Source organism: Burkholderia sp. HI2761 (assembly GCF_002223355.1).
Lineage (GTDB): Bacteria > Pseudomonadota > Gammaproteobacteria > Burkholderiales > Burkholderiaceae > Burkholderia.
This window is the reverse complement of the sequence record NZ_NKFN01000007.1, coordinates 1,567,366-1,584,385: the sequence shown is the minus strand read 5'-3', so window position 1 is coordinate 1,584,385 and position 17,020 is coordinate 1,567,366. Positions and strand designations below refer to the sequence as shown.

General features: G+C 68.3%; 12 protein-coding genes. 6 read left to right on the top strand and 6 right to left on the bottom strand.

Annotated elements, in window-relative coordinates; translation table 11 throughout:
- Positions 1-6: 6 nt before the first annotated feature.
- Genes CFB46_RS24775 through CFB46_RS24760 form a run of 4 tightly spaced genes read left to right on the top strand, consistent with a single transcriptional unit; the run spans position 7 to position 4,713 of the window.
- Positions 7-774 (top strand): phosphocholine cytidylyltransferase family protein, encoded by a 768-nt coding sequence (locus CFB46_RS24775; RefSeq protein WP_089501601.1) that lies wholly within the window; start codon positions 7-9, stop codon positions 772-774.
- Positions 771-2,459 (top strand): phosphoenolpyruvate mutase, encoded by a 1,689-nt coding sequence (gene aepX, locus CFB46_RS24770; protein WP_089501600.1) that lies wholly within the window; start codon positions 771-773, stop codon positions 2,457-2,459. The genes CFB46_RS24775 and aepX overlap by 4 nt, the downstream gene beginning before the upstream one ends.
- Positions 2,456-3,649, top strand: coding sequence for a phosphonopyruvate decarboxylase (aepY, locus tag CFB46_RS24765; protein WP_089501599.1), 1,194 nt, complete (start codon positions 2,456-2,458; stop codon positions 3,647-3,649). The genes aepX and aepY overlap by 4 nt, the downstream gene beginning before the upstream one ends.
- Positions 3,649-4,713 (top strand): 2-aminoethylphosphonate aminotransferase, encoded by a 1,065-nt coding sequence (locus CFB46_RS24760; RefSeq protein WP_089501598.1) that lies wholly within the window; start codon positions 3,649-3,651, stop codon positions 4,711-4,713. The genes aepY and CFB46_RS24760 overlap by 1 nt, the downstream gene beginning before the upstream one ends.
- Positions 4,714-4,907: 194 nt before the next feature.
- On the opposite strand, the gene CFB46_RS24755 is transcribed toward CFB46_RS24760, so the two are convergent.
- Positions 4,908-5,711, bottom strand: a complete 804-nt coding sequence (locus CFB46_RS24755) for a hypothetical protein (RefSeq protein WP_089502336.1) — start codon at positions 5,709-5,711, stop codon at positions 4,908-4,910.
- 179 nt (positions 5,712-5,890) lie between these two features.
- Between CFB46_RS24755 and CFB46_RS24750 the strand changes: the two genes are divergently transcribed.
- Entirely contained in the window at positions 5,891-6,715 is an 825-nt protein-coding gene (locus tag CFB46_RS24750) for a multidrug ABC transporter ATPase (RefSeq protein WP_152777652.1), read from the top strand.
- Between the two features lie 18 nt (positions 6,716-6,733).
- On the opposite strand, the gene CFB46_RS24745 is transcribed toward CFB46_RS24750, so the two are convergent.
- A complete protein-coding gene (locus CFB46_RS24745) occupies positions 6,734-7,885 on the bottom strand; it encodes an acyltransferase family protein (RefSeq protein ID WP_089501597.1) in 1,152 nt (383 codons plus the stop codon).
- Positions 7,886-8,213: 328 nt separating this feature from the next.
- On the opposite strand from CFB46_RS24745, the gene pip reads away from it, so the two are divergent.
- Positions 8,214-9,146, top strand: a complete 933-nt coding sequence (gene pip, locus CFB46_RS24740; RefSeq protein ID WP_089501596.1) for a prolyl aminopeptidase — start codon at positions 8,214-8,216, stop codon at positions 9,144-9,146.
- Between the two features lie 63 nt (positions 9,147-9,209).
- On the opposite strand, the gene CFB46_RS24735 is transcribed toward pip, so the two are convergent.
- The 4 genes from CFB46_RS24735 to CFB46_RS24720 all read right to left on the bottom strand — a co-directional run bounded on the left by CFB46_RS24735 (position 9,210) and on the right by CFB46_RS24720 (position 16,951).
- Positions 9,210-9,482, bottom strand: a complete 273-nt coding sequence (locus tag CFB46_RS24735; RefSeq protein WP_089501595.1) for a hypothetical protein — start codon at positions 9,480-9,482, stop codon at positions 9,210-9,212.
- A gap of 176 nt (positions 9,483-9,658) precedes the next feature.
- Positions 9,659-10,705 carry a transglutaminase family protein gene (locus tag CFB46_RS24730; RefSeq protein WP_089501594.1) on the bottom strand — a complete coding sequence of 349 codons (1,047 nt, stop codon included), beginning with the start codon at positions 10,703-10,705 and terminating at the stop codon, positions 9,659-9,661.
- Positions 10,699-13,305, bottom strand: a complete 2,607-nt coding sequence (locus CFB46_RS24725; protein ID WP_034185366.1) for a circularly permuted type 2 ATP-grasp protein — start codon at positions 13,303-13,305, stop codon at positions 10,699-10,701. Before CFB46_RS24725 ends, CFB46_RS24730 begins: the two co-directional genes overlap by 7 nt.
- A gap of 202 nt (positions 13,306-13,507) precedes the next feature.
- Positions 13,508-16,951 (bottom strand): transglutaminase family protein, encoded by a 3,444-nt coding sequence (locus tag CFB46_RS24720; RefSeq protein WP_089501593.1) that lies wholly within the window; start codon positions 16,949-16,951, stop codon positions 13,508-13,510.
- Positions 16,952-17,020 lie beyond the last annotated feature (69 nt).

Sequence of the window (17,020 nt, the reverse complement as noted above, 5' to 3'; positions counted from 1 at the left end):
GAACCCATGCGAGCCATCATTCTTGCGGCAGGCCTCGGCTTGCGCCTGCAACAACCGCCCGAAGCGCAGTTCCCGAAGTGCCTGCTGCGCTTCGACGACGTTTCGCTGCTCGAGCGCCATCTGCGCGTGCTTGACGCCGCGGGCGTCGACGAGATCGTGCTCGGGCTCGGCTTTCAGCACGAGAAGGTCGAGCAGGAACTGAAGCGCCTCGGCCGCCAGGCCGAGATCGTGATCAACGACCGCTACGACCTCGGCAGCGTGCTGACCGTGCATACCGTCGCCGACGCGATGACGCGCGGCGGCGACGTGCTGCTGATGGACGCGGACGTGCTGTACGACGAGAACATCCTGCACGCGCTGGTGGCCGATTCCGACCGCGCGGTCGACCGCCTGCTGATCGACCGCGACTTCGAGGCCGGCGACGAACCCGTCAAGCTGTGCCTGAAGGACGGCGTGCCGGTCGAGCTGCGCAAGCAGCTCGCGGTCGACCTCGACTACGACACGATCGGCGAATCGGTCGGCTTCTTCCGCTTCACCGAAGGCACCGCGCGCCGCCTCGCGACGATCGTCGCGGGCTACGTCGACGGCGGCCGCGCGAACATGCCGCACGAGGAAGCCGTGCGCGACCTGCTGCTCGAAGGCGGCCATTCGTTCGACGTCGCCGACGTCACCGGCTCGCCGTGGATCGAGATCGACTTCCCGAACGACGTCGCACGCGCGACGCAAGACATTCTTCCCCTGATTCAACGCACTACCGCCGGAGCCGCACGATGAACGCACGCGAACCCAACTTCACCGAATCGCGCAGCGCGCGCCTGCGCCGCATGCTCGTCAGCAGCGACCTCGAATTCCTGATGGAAGCGCACAACGGCCTGTCCGCGCGGATCGTCCGCGAGGCCGGCTTCAAGGGGATCTGGGCGTCGGGCCTCGCGATCTCCGCGCAGTTCGGCGTGCGCGACAACAACGAAGCGAGCTGGACCCAGGTGGTCGACGTGCTCGAATTCATGGCCGACGCGAGCGACCTGCCGATCCTGCTCGACGGCGACACCGGCTACGGCAACTTCAACAACGTGCGGCGTCTCGTGCGGAAACTCGAACAGCGCGGCATCGCGGGCGTCTGCATCGAGGACAAGCAGTTCCCGAAGACGAACAGCTTCATCGACGGCGAACGCCAGCCGCTCGCCGAGATCGACGAGTTCTGCGGCAAGATCAAGGCCGGCAAGGATTCGCAGACCGATCCCGACTTCTCGATCGTCGCGCGCGTCGAGGCGCTGATCGCGGGCTGGGGGATGGACGAGGCGCTGCGCCGCGCGAACGCGTATGCGGAAGCCGGCGCCGATGCGATCCTGATCCACAGCAAGCTGTCGCGCCCGGACGAAATCCTGCAGTTCGCGCGCGAATGGAGCGGCAAGGCGCCGCTCGTGATCGTGCCGACCAAGTACTACAGCACGCCGACCGACGTGTTCCGCCAGGCCGGCATCAGCACCGTCATCTGGGCGAACCACCTGATCCGCGCATCCGCGTCGGCGATGCAGGCCGTCGCGCGCGAGATCCACGAGAACGAAACGCTGATCAACGTCGAAGACCGCGTCGCGTCGGTCAACGAGATCTTCCGCCTGCAGGACGCCGACGAGTACTCGGCGGCCGAGCGTATCTACCTGTCCTCGTCGTCGCGCGCGTCGAACGCGGCGGTCGTGCTCGCCGCGAGCCGCGGCAAGGGCCTTGAGGCCGTCACCGAAGACAAACCCAAGGTCATGCTGCCGGTCGCCGGCAAGCCGCTCCTGCGCTGGCTCGTCGACGGCTTCAAGAAGCAAGGCGTGAACGACATCACCGTGGTCGGCGGCTACCGCGCCGATGCGATCGACACGTCGGGCATCAAGCTCGTCGTCAACGAGCGCCACGCGCAGACGGGTGAGCTCGCGTCGCTCGCATGCGCGGCCGAACGCCTGACCGGCGACACCGTGATCTCGTACGGCGACCTGCTGTTCCGCAGCTACATCCTGCGCGACCTCGCGGAGAGCGAGGCCGAGTTCAGCGTGGTGGTCGATTCGTCGCTGACCGAGCCGTCGAACCAGAGCGTGCGCGACTTCGCCCTCTGCTCGGCGGCCGACGATCGCGGCCTGTTCGGCCAGAAGACCTACCTGCAACGCGTGTCGAGCGACGTCGCCGCGGGCACGCCGCACGGCCGCTGGATCGGCCTGCTGAACGTGCGCGGCGCCGGTGTCGACCGCCTGAAGGCGATGCTCGCGACGCTGCAGGCGCGTCCCGATTTCGACACGCTCGACATCCCGTCGCTGCTGAACGAACTGATCGCCGCCGGCGAAAAAATCGAGGTGCAGTACGTGCATGGCCACTGGCGCGGCGTCAACGACCTGGAAGACTTCCGTCGCGCGGGCGATTTCGCGCACGGCCAGACACCGCTGTCCGAACCGGGCACCGGCAACGGGGGCGCGCAATGATCGAAGCGGCCCAGTTCGTCGAGGCCGCGCGCGAACGCGGCTTCGACTGGTACGCGGGCGTGCCCTGCTCGTACCTGACGCCGTTCATCAATTACGTGCTGCAGGACCCGACGCTGCACTACGTGTCGGCCGCGAACGAAGGCGACGCGGTCGCGCTGATCGCGGGCGCCACGCTCGGCGGCAAGCGCGGGATCGCGATGATGCAGAACTCGGGGCTCGGCAACGCGGTGAGCCCGCTCACGTCGCTGACCTGGACGTTCCGCCTGCCGCAGTTGCTGATCGTCACGTGGCGCGGCCAGCCGGGCGTCGCCGACGAGCCGCAGCACGCGCTGATGGGCCCGATCACGCCCGCGATGCTCGACACGATGGAGATCCCGTGGGAGACGTTCCCGACCGACCCGGAACAGGTCGGCCCGGCGCTCGACCGTGCAATCGCGCACATGGACGCGACGGGCCGCCCGTACGCGCTCGTGATGCAGAAAGGCAGCGTCGCGCCGTATGAACTGAAGGCGAACCCGGCCGCGAAGCCGCGCGCGCACGTCGCCGCGCAATCGGCGTCGCGCGTTGAATCGGCCAATGCAGCGGCCGACGCGTGGCCGACCCGTCACGAGGCGCTGCAGCGCGTGATCGCGCATACGCCGGTCGATTCGACCGTCGTGCTCGCGTCGACCGGTTTCTGCGGCCGCGAACTCTACGCGCTCGACGATCGTCCGAACCAGCTGTACATGGTCGGTTCGATGGGCTGCGTGACGCCGCTCGCACTCGGCCTCGCGCTCGCGCGCCCCGACCTGCGCGTGGTGGCCGTCGACGGCGACGGCGCCGCGCTGATGCGGATGGGCGTGTTCGCGACGCTCGGCGCCTACGGCCCGGCCAACCTCACGCACGTGCTGCTCGACAACGGCGCACACGAATCGACGGGCGGCCAGGCGACGGTGTCGCAGCATGTGTCGTTCGCGGGTGTCGCGGCCGCGTGCGGTTACGCGTCGGCCGTCGAAGGCGATACGCTCGACGTGCTAGATGCGACGCTGACCGCAACGGGGAACGGTGCGCAATTCGTTCGCGTGGCGATCCGCACGGGCGTGCCCGACGGCCTGCCCCGCCCGACCGTCACGCCGGTCGAGGTCAAGACCCGTCTGATGCGGCACATCGGCGCCGCGCAGACCGAAGCCCACGTTGAAGGAGCTCATTGATGCTGTTGCTGAACCCCGGCCCGGTCACGCTCACCGAACGCGTGCGCCGCAGCCTGCTGCAACCCGACCTGTGCCATCGCGAAAGCGAATTCTTCGATCTGCAGGATGAAGCGCGTGCGCGCCTCGTCGCCGCGTACGAACTCGATCCGGCCGAATGGGCCGCCGTGCTGATGACGGGTTCGGGCACGGCCGCCGTCGAGAGCATGATCGCGGCACTCGTGCCGCAGGACGGCAAGCTGCTCGTGATCGAGAACGGCGTGTACGGCGAGCGGATCACGCAGATCGCCACGCAGTACGGGATCGCGCACGACGTACTCAAGCACGAGTGGATGCAGGCGCCTGATCTCGCGCAGATCGGTGCGACGCTCGATGCGGGTGGGTACTCGCATGTCGCCGTGATTCATCATGAAACGACGACGGGCCGGCTGAACGACCTCGGCGCGATCGCGGAAGTGTGTCGCGCGCGCGGCGTGAAGATGCTCGTCGATGGCGTCAGCAGCTTCGGCGCTGAAGCGATCGATTTTGCGGGCGGCGTGATCGACGCGGTTGCCGCGACCGCGAACAAGTGCCTGCACGGCGTGCCGGGCGCGGCGTTCGTGATCGTGCGCCGCAGCGCGCTCGCGAAGGCCGCGAGCCGGACTTACTACCTCGATCTCGGTCGGCTCGCGAAGCTGCAGGATCAGCGGAATACGCCGTTTACGCCGTCCGTGCATGCGTATTACGCGCTCGTCGAGGCGCTGCGCGAGTTCGATGAGGCTGGCGGCTGGCGGGCGCGGCATGCGCATTACAAGGCGCTTGCCGATCAGGCGCAGGCGGGGCTGGCGGCGCGCGGGATGCCGCTGGTGCTGCCGGAAGGCGCGTCGTCGGTTGTTCTGCGTGCGTATCGGCTGCCGCAGGGCGTCACGTACGAAGCGCTGCACGACGGGCTGAAGGCACGTGGCTTCGTGATTTATGCGGGGCAAGGCGGGCTGTCGAAGGAGCTGTTCCGGATTTCGACGATGGGCGCGATTCAGGCGGCCGATGTCGACCGGTTGCTGGAAGGGTTTACGGCGCTGACGCGGTAGGCGTTGTCCGCACGTTCTTCGACGAAAGGCCCGCGAGGGCCTTTTTTGTTATTTTCTGATTTCTGCGGGTTTCGCTTATCGACTGAGAATTCAACCGGTGGATGCAGCGAATGGATGAAATCGCTCAGCGGGTGTATCGAAGATTGGTGTCTTTCGCGGCCGCTCCCCGGCCGCGTGCTTCCCGCCGACTTCGATCAGAGCTTGACATCCCCGGACTTGGAACTACCGGATCCAGCCAGATGGCTTTGTACGGCGACGAGCTGGTCGTCCGTCGTCGCCACCAGCCACAAACGCGAGTGCTCTGCGATCTGGCGGTTGTGGTCCTTCAACGGTCCCAATGTGGCAGCGGACTTCCAGGTCACGGGGCCAATCCGGCTGCTCCGGCCCGACGGCGCCCCCACCAGCAGGCAGTAAGGTCCGAGAGGAAGCGACACGACCGGAAGGGCCGGACTCGCCCGCAAGCGCCAGTCGACGAACGGCGCCTCGCTGATGAGCAGCGGCATGGGCAAACCGTAAAGCACGCTGAAATCGTACAGCAACAGTTTCTCGCGCGCGCCCACGTAGCTACGCCGGATATCGTCGACAACCGCGGCGCGAATTTCATCGTCGAACATGGGCTCCTGCGAGTAGCGTGCAAAAGCCTGCTGCGCTTCGATCTGATAGGCACTGAACAGACCGAGTTCCACGCAGTCCTGCACTGCGCGCTGGACCTCCACCATGGAGCCGGCTTCTTCCGGCTTGCCCAACTGCGCTGCCCTCAAAAAGCGGGCAAGTCCCGCCTCGTGGATCACCGGGCCGTCGGCAGAGGCGTCGATATCCGCATCCTTGTCGAGCGGCACGTAAAAGTATTCTTCGTTGGCGAAGTGCGACTTCTTGCCTTCGTCGAACTTGATTTCGCCATCGGTGCGATCCAGATAGCGAGTACCGATTCGACCATGCTCCCAAACCCAGTTCTTGAGGAACGGTCGTAACGGATGCAGCCTGTCGTGAGTAGCCATTGGTTCCTCCAGGTGCCCAGTATAGACCCAGGTGGTCGCTTGCCCGGTTGCATCGACGGGTTGAATCTGCAGGGCGGTGTAGACAGTAGAGCGTCCGCATGAAAGCACGTTTCAATGGTCGTAAATGGCTGCGGATTCAACCATTCCCGGAAAATCTGCGAAGCACCTCTTCTTCCATGATGACAATAAAGATCCTTCGCTGCGCCTCGTTGCTGGCATTCGTTGCCACGCCCATCGCTCACGCCGCCGACAGCCAGTCCTGTAGCGACGCAACCGTCACGGCCATCGCCCGCTGGGCCGGCATCGCGAGCGCACGCATCGCCACGCGCGATGCGGACCGGCTCGTCGTCGCGTCGTCGTGCAAAGCCATGCCGAATGCACCGGAAACGACGATCGCGGCCGTCGCGTTCGATTCGCTGCCGAAGAGCAAGGACCCCGACGAAAGCAAAAAGCTGCAGGTCATTGCGCTCGTCGAGGGCAGCAAGGTCGTGGCGGCCGATCGGTCGGTGGTCGAAGAGGATGCGGCGACGGAGATCGGCGAGAACAGCTACCGCATCGACACGGCGCCCTACCGGCTGTCGCCCGATGTGCGCGCATTCGGCGTCGTATTTACCAGCAGCGCGCGCGGGCCGAGTTGCCCTGATGCCAACACCAGTGAAGAGTTGACACTGTGGGTGCGCGAAGGCGGCCGTATCCGCCCGGTGTTCGGCACCAACCTCTACGGTTGGGTCAGCGTCGAAGGCGACGCCTGCAGCCCCGGTGTCGGCGATGCGCGCAGCGAAGAGGCCCGCATGACGATCGCCGTCGAGAAAACGTCGAGCCACGGCTTCGCCGACCTGTCGATCACGGCACACATCGTTGAGACGCAGCGCAAGAACGGGGATTACTCGGATACGGGCAAGCGCACGGCGCGCACGGTCGTCCACTACGACGGCAAGTCATACGGCATCGATATGTTCCGCGACTTCTGGTATTCACCCGCTTCGAAGAAGCGCTTCAAGTAAGACCGCCACCCCCCTCGCCTACTCCACCACCTTCGGCCCGATCGCATCGGTCGGCGCCGGCATCCGCAACGCGTCGTCCCGCACGCGTCGCACCTCGCGCGCCGAATAGCGATCCTTCAACCTCAGGAACGGCTTCTCGACGAGGAAATAACTGACAGTCGCGGCAATCAGCGCCCACACGATGCCGAGCGGAAATGCGTGCGCGACCGGCAAATCCGGGTTCGCGAACGGCTGCTGCCACAGATAAAGGCTGAACGAGATCGTGCCGATGAACACGACGGGCCGCGCGCGCAACCACCGCGCACACCAGAACTCGCTGCGGAAATTCAGCACGACGATCACGATCGCGATCAGCGCGGCTTCGAGCGTCACGCCGTACGTCGCATTCCAGAAGCCGCCCAGCCGATGTTCGGCGAGCGGCATGCCGAGCAGCACGACGAAGACGAGCGCCGTCACGATGCGCGCCTCGCCGCGCCACGAGCCGATCCACGCCTCGAGCCGTTCGCGGTTGAGCGACGCATAGCAGCCGATCAGGATCGGGTCGACACCGGTATGGAGCATCATCCCGAGCTGCCCGCGCAGCGCGGGCGCAGCGAAATACGTGACGGCGCGCACCAGCGGCACGATCAGGATCAGCGCAGCCAGCCAGCGCGTGCCGGCGCGGCGCATGCCGAACACGAACAGCAGCGGCCAGAACCAGTAGAACTGCTCCTCGAGCGCAAGCGACCAGAAATGGCCGAGGTACCACGCGCCGTCCGGATGCAGCGCGTTGTCGCCGGTCAGCCCGAACCATGCCGAGTAATTCCACAGGTGCAGCGCCGCATAGAGCCATTGCCGGCGATCGACGTCGAACCAGCCGGCGAACGCCACGATCGCGACGGCCGCGAGATAGACGTAGCAGGCCGGCCAGATCCGCAACGCGCGGCGCACGTAGAACGACGTCAGCGCGATGCCGCCCGTGCGCGCGAACTCGGCGCGCAGCACGTTGGTGATCAGGAAACCGCTCAGCACGAAGAAGATCAGCACGCCGAGCCGGCCATCGGCGATCAGCCGCAACGGCGCGTACCAGCCCGTATAGCCGCCGGGCAGCACATGCTCGGCATGACCGACGACGACCATCGCGACCGCGACGGCGCGCAACCCGGTCAACTGCGTGACGCGATGGTTCATCGGCTGGTTTCCGTTGGCACGGTAAAGAAACGGGAGTCGGCCGGCGCCCGATTGGCCCGCCGACCTGCCGCCGGGATTTTGTATGAAAAATATCGGAATGAAATTGCTTCAAAAATCCGTGTGACCAATACCGCCCGCGACGCTGCACCCCAGCGTGCCAACGTCCAGCGCGACGAATGGGCATAATGACAAGCCTTGCCCGGCGGCGGCCGGTCCGATGCCCACGCAACAAATTTTGCGGCGCAGCAGCATCCGCGGCACCGTACCTCGCCCGCCCTCCGGCCCGCGCTTCGTCCGCCTCCTGTCGCCCCTTACCCGGAGCCTGCCTGTGTATCCACCGATCGAACCCTACGCCCACGGCCACCTCGACACCGGCGACGGCCATCGCATCTACTGGGAGCGCTGCGGCAACCCGGCCGGCAAGCCCGCCGTGTTCCTGCACGGCGGCCCCGGTGCCGGCTGCGGCCCCGACCATCGCCGCCTGTTCGATCCCGAGCGCTACGACATCCTGCTGTTCGATCAGCGCGGGTGCGGGCGCTCGACGCCGCATGCGAGCCTCGAGAACAATACGACGTGGCATCTGGTCGCCGATATCGAGCGCCTGCGCGAGATGGTCGGCGCCGAGCAGTGGCTGGTGTTCGGCGGCTCGTGGGGCAGCGCGCTGGCGCTCGCGTACGCGGAAACCCACCCCGAACGCGTGAGCGCGCTGATTGTGCGCGGCATCTTCACGATGCGTCGCGCGGAACTGCTGTGGTACTACCAGGAAGGCGCGTCGTGGCTGTTCCCCGATCACTGGGAAGACTTCCTCGCTCCGATTCCGGAGGCCGAGCGCGGCGACCTGATGGCCGCCTACCATCGCCGGCTGACCGGTGACGACGAAGCCGCGAAACTCGAAGCCGCACGCGCGTGGAGCATCTGGGAAGGCCGCACGATCACGCTGCTGCCCGATCCCGCACTCGCCGCGCACTTCGCGGACGGCCACTACGCGCTCGCGTTCGCGCGGATCGAAAATCACTACTTCGTGAACGAGGGCTTCGTCGAGGAAGGCCAGTTGCTGCGCGACGCGCATCGTCTCGCCGGCATTCCGGGCGTGATCGTGCAGGGCCGCTACGACGTCGCGACGCCTGCACGTACCGCATGGGAGTTGTCGAAGGCGTGGCCAGGGGCGACGTTCGAAATCGTGCCCGGCGCCGGGCACGCGTACAACGAGCCGGGGATTCTGGAGGCGCTGGTCGCCGCGACGGACCGGTTCGCGGCCTGAGCGGCGCAACAACGCGACGCGGCACGTGCTGCCGGGCCTACCGGCATACGCACGCGCCGCCGGTCACAGCGCGGCTTCGACGATCGTCCGGCCGCTGATCGCCTGCTCGACGAGCTGTTCGTCACCGACCTTGCGGATCGCATCGTCGAGCAACCCTTCCGGCTCTTCGGTCGCCACCTTCAGGAGGCCCGACAGCCCGCGCGCGTCGAGCACCACCAGCGTCTCCATCGAATCCGCGCGGCTCACGAGCACGCGGCGGAACGCCGGGCCCGCGCCGAAGCTCGCACAAAGCTCGATCGTCTCGTTGCCGAGCGTGTAGTCGAAGTGCTTGATCATGGTCTGCCGCCGTTGCGTGGAAATGGCGACGCGCGACGGCGCGGCGCCGTGACGTCGACGCACCCGCGCGTGCCGCCGGCGTGCCGGACCGGGGTCCGAACGTTCGCCGGCATCACCATGCTAGGCGTGCAGAATTAACGAAGACTTAAAGCGCACGAGGGCCGCCCGGCGTCCGCTCAAACCGCATCGAGCGGCTCGACCGTCACGCCGACCTTCAGCTCCTGATCCGCGCCGCCGCCGCGGATCACGCCGCGCAGCGGCGTCACGTCCGCGTAGTCGCGGCCGACGGACAGCATCACGTAGTCGTCGCCCGGCGCACGATCGTTGGTGGGATCGAGCTGCAGCCAGCCGCCGTCCTCGGGCCACGCCGGGTCGTACACCTCGACCCACGCATGCGACGCGTCGGCGCCGATCAGCCGCGGCTGGCCGGGTGGCGGCTGCGTGAGCAAGTAGCCGCTGACGTACCGCGCGGCCAGCCCGAGCGAGCGCAGCGCGCCGATCATCACGTGCGCGAAATCCTGGCAGACGCCCTTGCGCAACCGCAACGCGTCGAGGGCCGACGTCGTGATGTCGGTGCTGTTCGGCGTGTACGCGAAATCGGCATGCACGCGCCGCATCAGGTCCCACGCAGCCTGCACGAGCGGGCGTTGCGGCGTGAAGCTCGCGGCCGCGTACGCGGCGAGTTCGGAGTCGCATGCCACATGCGGCGACGCGAACACGAACTCGCTCGCCGGGTCGTAAGGCTGTCCCGCGCGGAACCGCAGGCGGTCGCGCACGGCCTCCCATGCGGTGGCATGCGCGGCGTCCGGGTTCGCGATCGCGGCCGGCGGCTCGCCGCGCGCGCCGAGCGACCACACGGGCGGCGTCACGCGCACGGTGCTGCGGCTGCGCACCAGCAGCGTGTCGTGCGGCAGGTTCAGCGCGAACGATGCGCGCGCATTGCCGAATGCATCGAGTTCGGTGCCGACCGATTCCGGCGCGGGCTCGATGTCGAGCGAGAACGACAGCACCTGCTGGCGCGGCGTCGCGAGCGGTTGCAGGCGTGCCTGATGCTGCGCGGATTCGACGCGCGCCGCGTAACGGTATTCGGTGTCGTGCGTGACGCGCAGCAACCGGCCCGGCGCGACGGCGGCCGGCGCATCCGTTGCGGCCGGAGCCGACGGCGGCGCCTGCCGTGCGTTTCCGGAACCGGCCGGTGTTTTCGACACGCCTTTCGTCACCATAGCGTCCTGCCCGCCTCGCGCACGTGGCTGAAATAGCGCTCGCCGATCCGGTTCGACAGCTCCCAGACCGCCTTCACCGTCGTGTCGAGCGCGGCAAGCAGCTTGTCGTGCCGACCGCCTTCGGCGGTCTCGCACAGCTCGTGCAACGACCACGCGGGGATGTCCGGAACCGTCTCGGCCAGCTCGGACAGCGCATAGCCTTCGCCGCGCTCGACCTTCGTCAGCCGTCCGCGCAGCGCCTGCACGACCCAGCCGAGCGAGCGCGGGTTGTCGGTATCGAGCACGACGAGCGACAGCAGCGGCGCGACGTCGAAGCCGCGCTGGAACCGCGAGCGGAACGTGATCGTGCTGTCGAACAGTTCCAGCACGAGTTCGAAGCCGTCCTGCCGATGCACGGCGCCTTCGTCGAACGCGAACTTCAGCACGCTGCACAGGAAGTCGAGCCGGTCGATCTGCCGGCCGATCGACAGCAATCGCCAGCCGTCGTCGCGCGTCATGTTGTCGGTCTGCGCGCCGGTGATCGCGCCGAGCAGCAGGCCGACGCGTTCCAGCAGTTGCAGCGCCTCGTTGCCGATCTGCTCCTCCGCCTCCGGTTGCCCCGCGCTGTCCGCGAACAGTTGCGTCGCGTCGTCAATCAGCCGCCACTGATCGCTCGACAGCCGTTCACGGATCGCGGCAGCCGCGCCGCGCATGCCGAACAGGCACGACGCGATCCCCGACGTGCGATCGGCGCCGCGCGTCAGCGACGTCGCCAGCTCATGCTGGAACGCGCGCGGCGCATCGACGGCGTGCGGCGCGTCGGCCGCGATCAGCCCGGTGTCGCGGCACAGCGTGTCGAGCAGTTCCAGATGCGCGGGGCTGTCGACGTCGTCTTCGCCGCGCAGCCGTTCGAGCGCGGCACGCGCCAGGCGCATCAGATTGGTCGCGCGCTCGGTGTAGCGGCCGAGCCAGAACAGGTTCTCGGCCGCGCGGCTCGCGATCGCGCGCGGCCGCTCGACGAGGTCGTCGGGGCCGAGATGCGTCTGCAGCAGCGTCGTCGAATCGACGATGCCCTCGGTCATTACCCACGTATCGACGGTGCTGCCGCCGCGCGGCATCGGCGCGTTGAACAGCGTGTCGCGCGTGCCGACTCGCGACAGCCCGCCCGGCAACAGCCGCCAGCGCTGCGCGCCGTCGGCGAGCGCGAAGACGCGCAGCAGCAGCGGCTTCGGCACGATGCGCGCGCTGCCGTTGCCGTCGGGCGCATCGGCTCGCGGCCAGGTCGGCGCCTGCGACAGCGGCAGATCCGCCTGCACCGTGTAATGTTCGGGCCGCGCGAGAATCCGCGCGCGCCATTCCGCCAGTTGCGCCTGCGTGAGCCGCGCGCCGATCACCGGTTCGAATGCCCCGCCATCCTGCACGTCGGGTGGATAGGAGGCCTTGACGATGCCGCGCGCGAGCTGCGGCAGCGCGTCGTCGCACGCGGCCGCCTCGCCGCACCACCACGAATGCACGGCCGGCAGCGTCAGCGTTTCGCCGAGCAAGCCTTCCGCGAGACGCGGCATGAAGCCGAGCATCGCCGGCGATTCGAGGAAGCCCGAGCCCGGCGCGTTCGCGAGCAGCACGTTGCCCGCGCGCACGGCCTGCAACAGCCCCGGCACGCCGAGCATCGAATCGGGCCGCAGTTCGAGCGGATCGAGCCACGCATCGTCGACGCGCCGCAGGATGCCGTGCACCGGCTCGAGCCCGCTCAGCGTCTTCAGGAACACGCGGTTGTCGCGCGCGGTCAGGTCGCCGCCTTCGACGAGCGTGAGGCCGAGATAGCGCGCGAGATACGCGTGCTCGAAATAGGTCGCGCTGTGCGGCCCCGGCGTCAGCAGCACGATCCGCGAATTCTTCGCGGCGGGACTGAGCGATTGCATGCTCTGCAGCAGTGCACGGTAAGCGGACGCGAGCCGCTGCACGCGCAGCCCGCGAAACCCGCGCGGAAAGAGCCGCGACACGATCAGCCGGTTCTCGAGCAGGTAGCCGAGCCCGGCCGCACCCTGCGTGTGTTGCGCGACGATCCGCCACTGGCCGTCCGGGCCGCGCGCGAGGTCGAACGCGACGACGTGCAGCCACGTATCGCCCGGCACGCGCGCGCCGCGCATCGCGCGCAGGTAGCCGGAGTGGCCGGTGACGAGCGCTGGCGGCAGCAACCCGCGCTGCAGGATCGTCTGCGGCCCGTACAGGTCGGCCAGCGTCGCGTTGAGCAGTCGCACGCGTTGCAGCACGCCGCGCTCGATCGCGACCCAGTCCTCGGGCGTGACGATCAGCGGCAGCAGGTCGAGCGACCACGGGCCGACCGCGCCGTCGCCGGCGCGCTGCTCGTGCAACTGGTAGAACAGGCCGTTCTCGCGCATGCGCCGATGCAGCGCGTCGGCACGGCGGTCGAGGTCGGCCACGCCGTCGCTGCCGATCGACGTGAAGAAGCTGCGCCACGCGGGCGCGAGCGCAGGCGCGTTCAGGCCGGCCGCGCTGCCGCGCAGTTCGTCGTAACGGCCGGCGGCCGCCGGTGCCGCGAGCGCGGCGGCCAGTTCGGCGGCGTCCGGCTGGGCGCCGGAATCGAAGAGCGTGGGCATCGCGTCGAGGGCGGCGAGATGATCGATGTCAATGGGCGGCACGATGTCGTTCCGTCGTCAGGATGCAGCCGCGCAAGCGCGCCGCCGCACCGGCGGCAAGCTACCGCGGCGCGCGGCCGCGATCTGCCCGCATCCTAGCATTCCGGCGCGGCCGCCGGGAGGTCGGAAACCCCGCATCGTCGTCCGCCCTGTCATCGATGGATCACGGCCGCCGCAAGTCGAGCGTGAACGGGAATTCGCGGCTCGGCGCGGCAGCCGCGACATCCATCCGCCCCGGCGTGTGCCCGATCTCGACGAAGCGCGCGAGCCGGCGGCTCTCGGCTTCGTACGCATTGACCGGGAACGTCGCGTAGTTGCGCCCGCCCGGATGCGCGACGTGATACCGGCAGCCGCCGAGCGAGCGTTGCAGCCACGTATCGACGACGTCGAACGTGAGCGGCGCATGCACGCCGATGGTCGGGTGCAGCGCAGACGGCGGCGCCCACGCCTTGTAGCGCACGCCCGCGACGTACTCGCCGACGGTGCCGGTCGGCTGTAGCGGCAGCGCGCGGCCGTTGACGGTCACGACGTGCCGGTTGTCGTTCAGCCCCGTCACGCGCACTTCGAGCCGTTCGACCGACGAATCGACGTAGCGCACCGTGCCGCCCGGCGCGCCCTCCTCGCCCATCACGTGCCACGGCTCCAATGCGCCGCGCAGCGACAGCTGCATCCCGTTCACCGCGATCTGCCCGAACAGCGGGAAGCGGAATTCGAAGTGCGGCGCGAACCACGCCGGATCGAACGCGAAACCGGCGTCGCGCAGCTCGGCCAGCACGTCGTCGAAATCCATCTGAAGAAATTCCGGCAGCATGAACCGGTCGTGCAGCGCCGTGCCCCAGCGCGTGAGCGGCGTCGTGTACGGCGCGGCCCAGAAGCGCGCGACCAGCGCGCGCAGCAGCAGTTGCTGCACGATGCTCATCCGCGCATGCGGCGGCATCTCGAACGCGCGCAGTTCGAGCAGGCCGAGCCGGCCGGTGGACGAATCGGGCGAATACAGCTTGTCGATGCAGAACTCGCTGCGGTGCGTGTTGCCCGTCACGTCGATCAGCAGGTTGCGCAGCACGCGGTCGACGAGCCATGGCGGCATGTCCTGCCCGTAGAGCAGCTTGTTGCGCTGGATCTCCGCGAACGCGATGTCGAGCTCGTAGAGCTGGTCGTTGCGCGCCTCGTCGACACGCGGCGCCTGGCTCGTCGGCCCGATGAACAGCCCCGAGAACAGGTACGACAGCGACGGATGGTTGTGCCAGTACGCGATCAGGCTCGCGAGCAGATCCGGGCGACGCAGGAACGGGCTGTCGGCCGGCGTCGCGCCGCCGAGCACGAAGTGGTTGCCGCCGCCGGTGCCGACGTGCCGCCCGTCGACCATGAACTTCTCGCTGCACAGCCGCGTTTGCCATGCGGCGTCGTACAGGAATTCGGTGTGGTCGACGAGTTCGTCGAAGCTCGCGGCCGGATGGATGTTCACCTCGATCACGCCGGGATCGGGCGTCACCTGCAGCAGCTTCAGTCGTGCGTCGCGCGGCGGCGGGTAGCCTTCGAGCACGAGCTTCACGCCGAGTGCGTGCGCGGTCAGCTCGATCGCGCCGAGCAGATCGAGATAATCCTCGAGCGCGGCGAGCGGCGGCATGAACAGGTACAGGATGCCGTTTCGCACCTCGACGCACAGCGCGGTGCGCGTGATCCACGCGGCCGATTCGAAGCGCTCGGGCTGGCGATGCGGGTCCGCGGCGCCTGATCGGCCGCTCGCGGCCGCGTCATCGGCACGCCACTGCATCACGGTCTGCGCGGACGCTTCGCGATGCACGCCGGACAGGTAGCGCGGCGCGTCGGCCGGGCCGGTATAGCGCGCGCGGATGGCCGCGGCTTCCGGCAGCGCGTCGCGCGGCGCGAACGGATCGCGATCGACGAGGTACGGATGGTCGGCGCGGGCCGCCCACGGCAGCGAATCGAGCGGCAGCCGATAGCCCATCGGCGAATCGCCCGGCACGAGGTACATCCGCTCGTCGCGGAAGAACCACGGGCCCGTCTGCCAGCGCGGCCCGTCGAGGCGCGACCGATCGCGGCCCGACCGATCGCGGTCCGACTCGTCATCCGTGCACTTGACCGGCAGCACGTAGCCGACCACGCTGTCGAGCTGCTGCTCGAACACCTTGCGCAGCCGCGCGCGTTCGAGCTCGTCGTCGAGGCGCGCGTCGAACGGATCGACGTTGACGGGCAGCCGACGCTCGCGCCACAGGTAGTACCAGACGTCCTCGTAGCCGGGCTGGATGAATTCGCCGCTCAGGTTCAGCCGCGCGGCAAGCGCATCGATGAAACGCTTCGCGTCGTCGGTGGTGTACGACGACGGCTCGCGTTCGTCGGCGAACAGCGACGGATCGTGCCACACGGGTTGGCCGTCCGCGCGCCAGAAGATCGACAGCGCCCAGCGCGGCAATTGCTCGCCCGGGTACCACTTGCCCTGCCCGAAATGCAGGAAGCCGCCGTCGCCGTATTCGGCGCGCAGCCGCTGCACGAGTTCGGTCGCATAGCCGCGCTTGGTCGGGCCGAGCGCATCGGTGTTCCACTCGGCGCCGTCGCGATCGTCGATCGACACGAAGGTCGGCTCGCCGCCCTGCGTGAGCCGCACGTCGCCGGCGGCCAGCGCGCCGTCGACCTGCGTGCCGAGCGCCAGCACGGCATCCCACTGCGATTCCGTATACGGCTTCGTCACGCGCGGCGACTCGTACACGCGCGTCACGCTCATCTCGTGCTCGAACGACACCTCGCACTCGTCGATCAGCCCTTCCACCGGCGCGGCGCTCGTCGGCTGCGGCGTACACGCGAGCGGAATATGCCCTTCGCCGGCGAGCAGGCCCGAGGTCGGATCGAAGCCGATCCAGCCGGCGCCCGGCAGGTAGACCTCACACCACGCGTGCAGGTCGGTGAAATCGACCGACGTGCCGCTCGGGCCGTCGAGCGATTTCACGTCGGGGGTGAGCTGAATCAGGTAGCCCGACACGAAGCGCGCGGCGATGCCGAGATGGCGGCACAGCTGCACGAGCAGCCACGCGCTGTCGCGGCACGAGCCGGACGCGAGTTCGAGTGTCTGCGCGGGCGTCTGCACGCCCGGCTCCATCCGCACGAGATAGCCGATGTCGTGCTGAAGCTGCTGGTTCAGCGCGACGAGGAAGTCCACGGTGCCGGCCGGCGTGCGGTCCACGCCGTCGAGATACGCGCGAAACAGCGGCGCGGCGCTCGTCTGCGGATCGCACGCGAGATACGGCGCGAGCTCGGTCTTCAGCGCGTCGTCATAGCTGAACGGATATTGGTCCGCGCTCGCCTCGAGGAAGAAGTCGAACGGGTTGTACACCGACATCTCTGCGACGAGGTCGATCGTGATCTCGAAGTGGTCGGTGCGCTCCGGAAACACGAGCCGCCCGAGATAGTTCGAGAACGGGTCCTGCTGCCAGTTGACGAAGTGCTGCGCGGGCTCGACCGTCATCGAATACGCGAGGATCGGCGTCCGGCAATGCGGCGCGGGCCGCAGCCGCACGACCTGCGGGCCGAGGTTGACGAGCCGGTCGTAGCGATAGCGGGTGGTGTGATGCAGCGCGACGTGGATGGACATGGGAGCTCGAGTCGGGTTGGGCCGGCCGCGCACGCCGCGTCGCTTTGGACGCGGCGGCCCGGCATGGCG

What these genes read in the sequence shown, in the direction of transcription:
- CFB46_RS24775 (WP_089501601.1), top strand. Translation starts at nt 7, where the DNA reads ATGCGAGCCATCATTCTTGCGGCAGGCCTCGGCTTGCGCCTGCAACAA.
- aepX (WP_089501600.1), top strand. Translation starts at nt 771, where the DNA reads ATGAACGCACGCGAACCCAACTTCACCGAATCGCGCAGCGCGCGCCTG.
- aepY (WP_089501599.1), top strand. Translation starts at nt 2,456, where the DNA reads ATGATCGAAGCGGCCCAGTTCGTCGAGGCCGCGCGCGAACGCGGCTTC.
- CFB46_RS24760 (WP_089501598.1), top strand. Translation starts at nt 3,649, where the DNA reads ATGCTGTTGCTGAACCCCGGCCCGGTCACGCTCACCGAACGCGTGCGC.
- CFB46_RS24755 (WP_089502336.1), bottom strand. Translation starts at nt 5,711, where the DNA reads ATGGCTACTCACGACAGGCTGCATCCGTTACGACCGTTCCTCAAGAAC.
- CFB46_RS24750 (WP_152777652.1), top strand. Translation starts at nt 5,891, where the DNA reads ATGACAATAAAGATCCTTCGCTGCGCCTCGTTGCTGGCATTCGTTGCC.
- CFB46_RS24745 (WP_089501597.1), bottom strand. Translation starts at nt 7,885, where the DNA reads ATGAACCATCGCGTCACGCAGTTGACCGGGTTGCGCGCCGTCGCGGTC.
- CFB46_RS24735 (WP_089501595.1), bottom strand. Translation starts at nt 9,482, where the DNA reads ATGATCAAGCACTTCGACTACACGCTCGGCAACGAGACGATCGAGCTT.
- CFB46_RS24730 (WP_089501594.1), bottom strand. Translation starts at nt 10,705, where the DNA reads ATGGTGACGAAAGGCGTGTCGAAAACACCGGCCGGTTCCGGAAACGCA.
- CFB46_RS24725 (WP_034185366.1), bottom strand. Translation starts at nt 13,305, where the DNA reads ATGCCCACGCTCTTCGATTCCGGCGCCCAGCCGGACGCCGCCGAACTG.
- CFB46_RS24720 (WP_089501593.1), bottom strand. Translation starts at nt 16,951, where the DNA reads ATGTCCATCCACGTCGCGCTGCATCACACCACCCGCTATCGCTACGAC.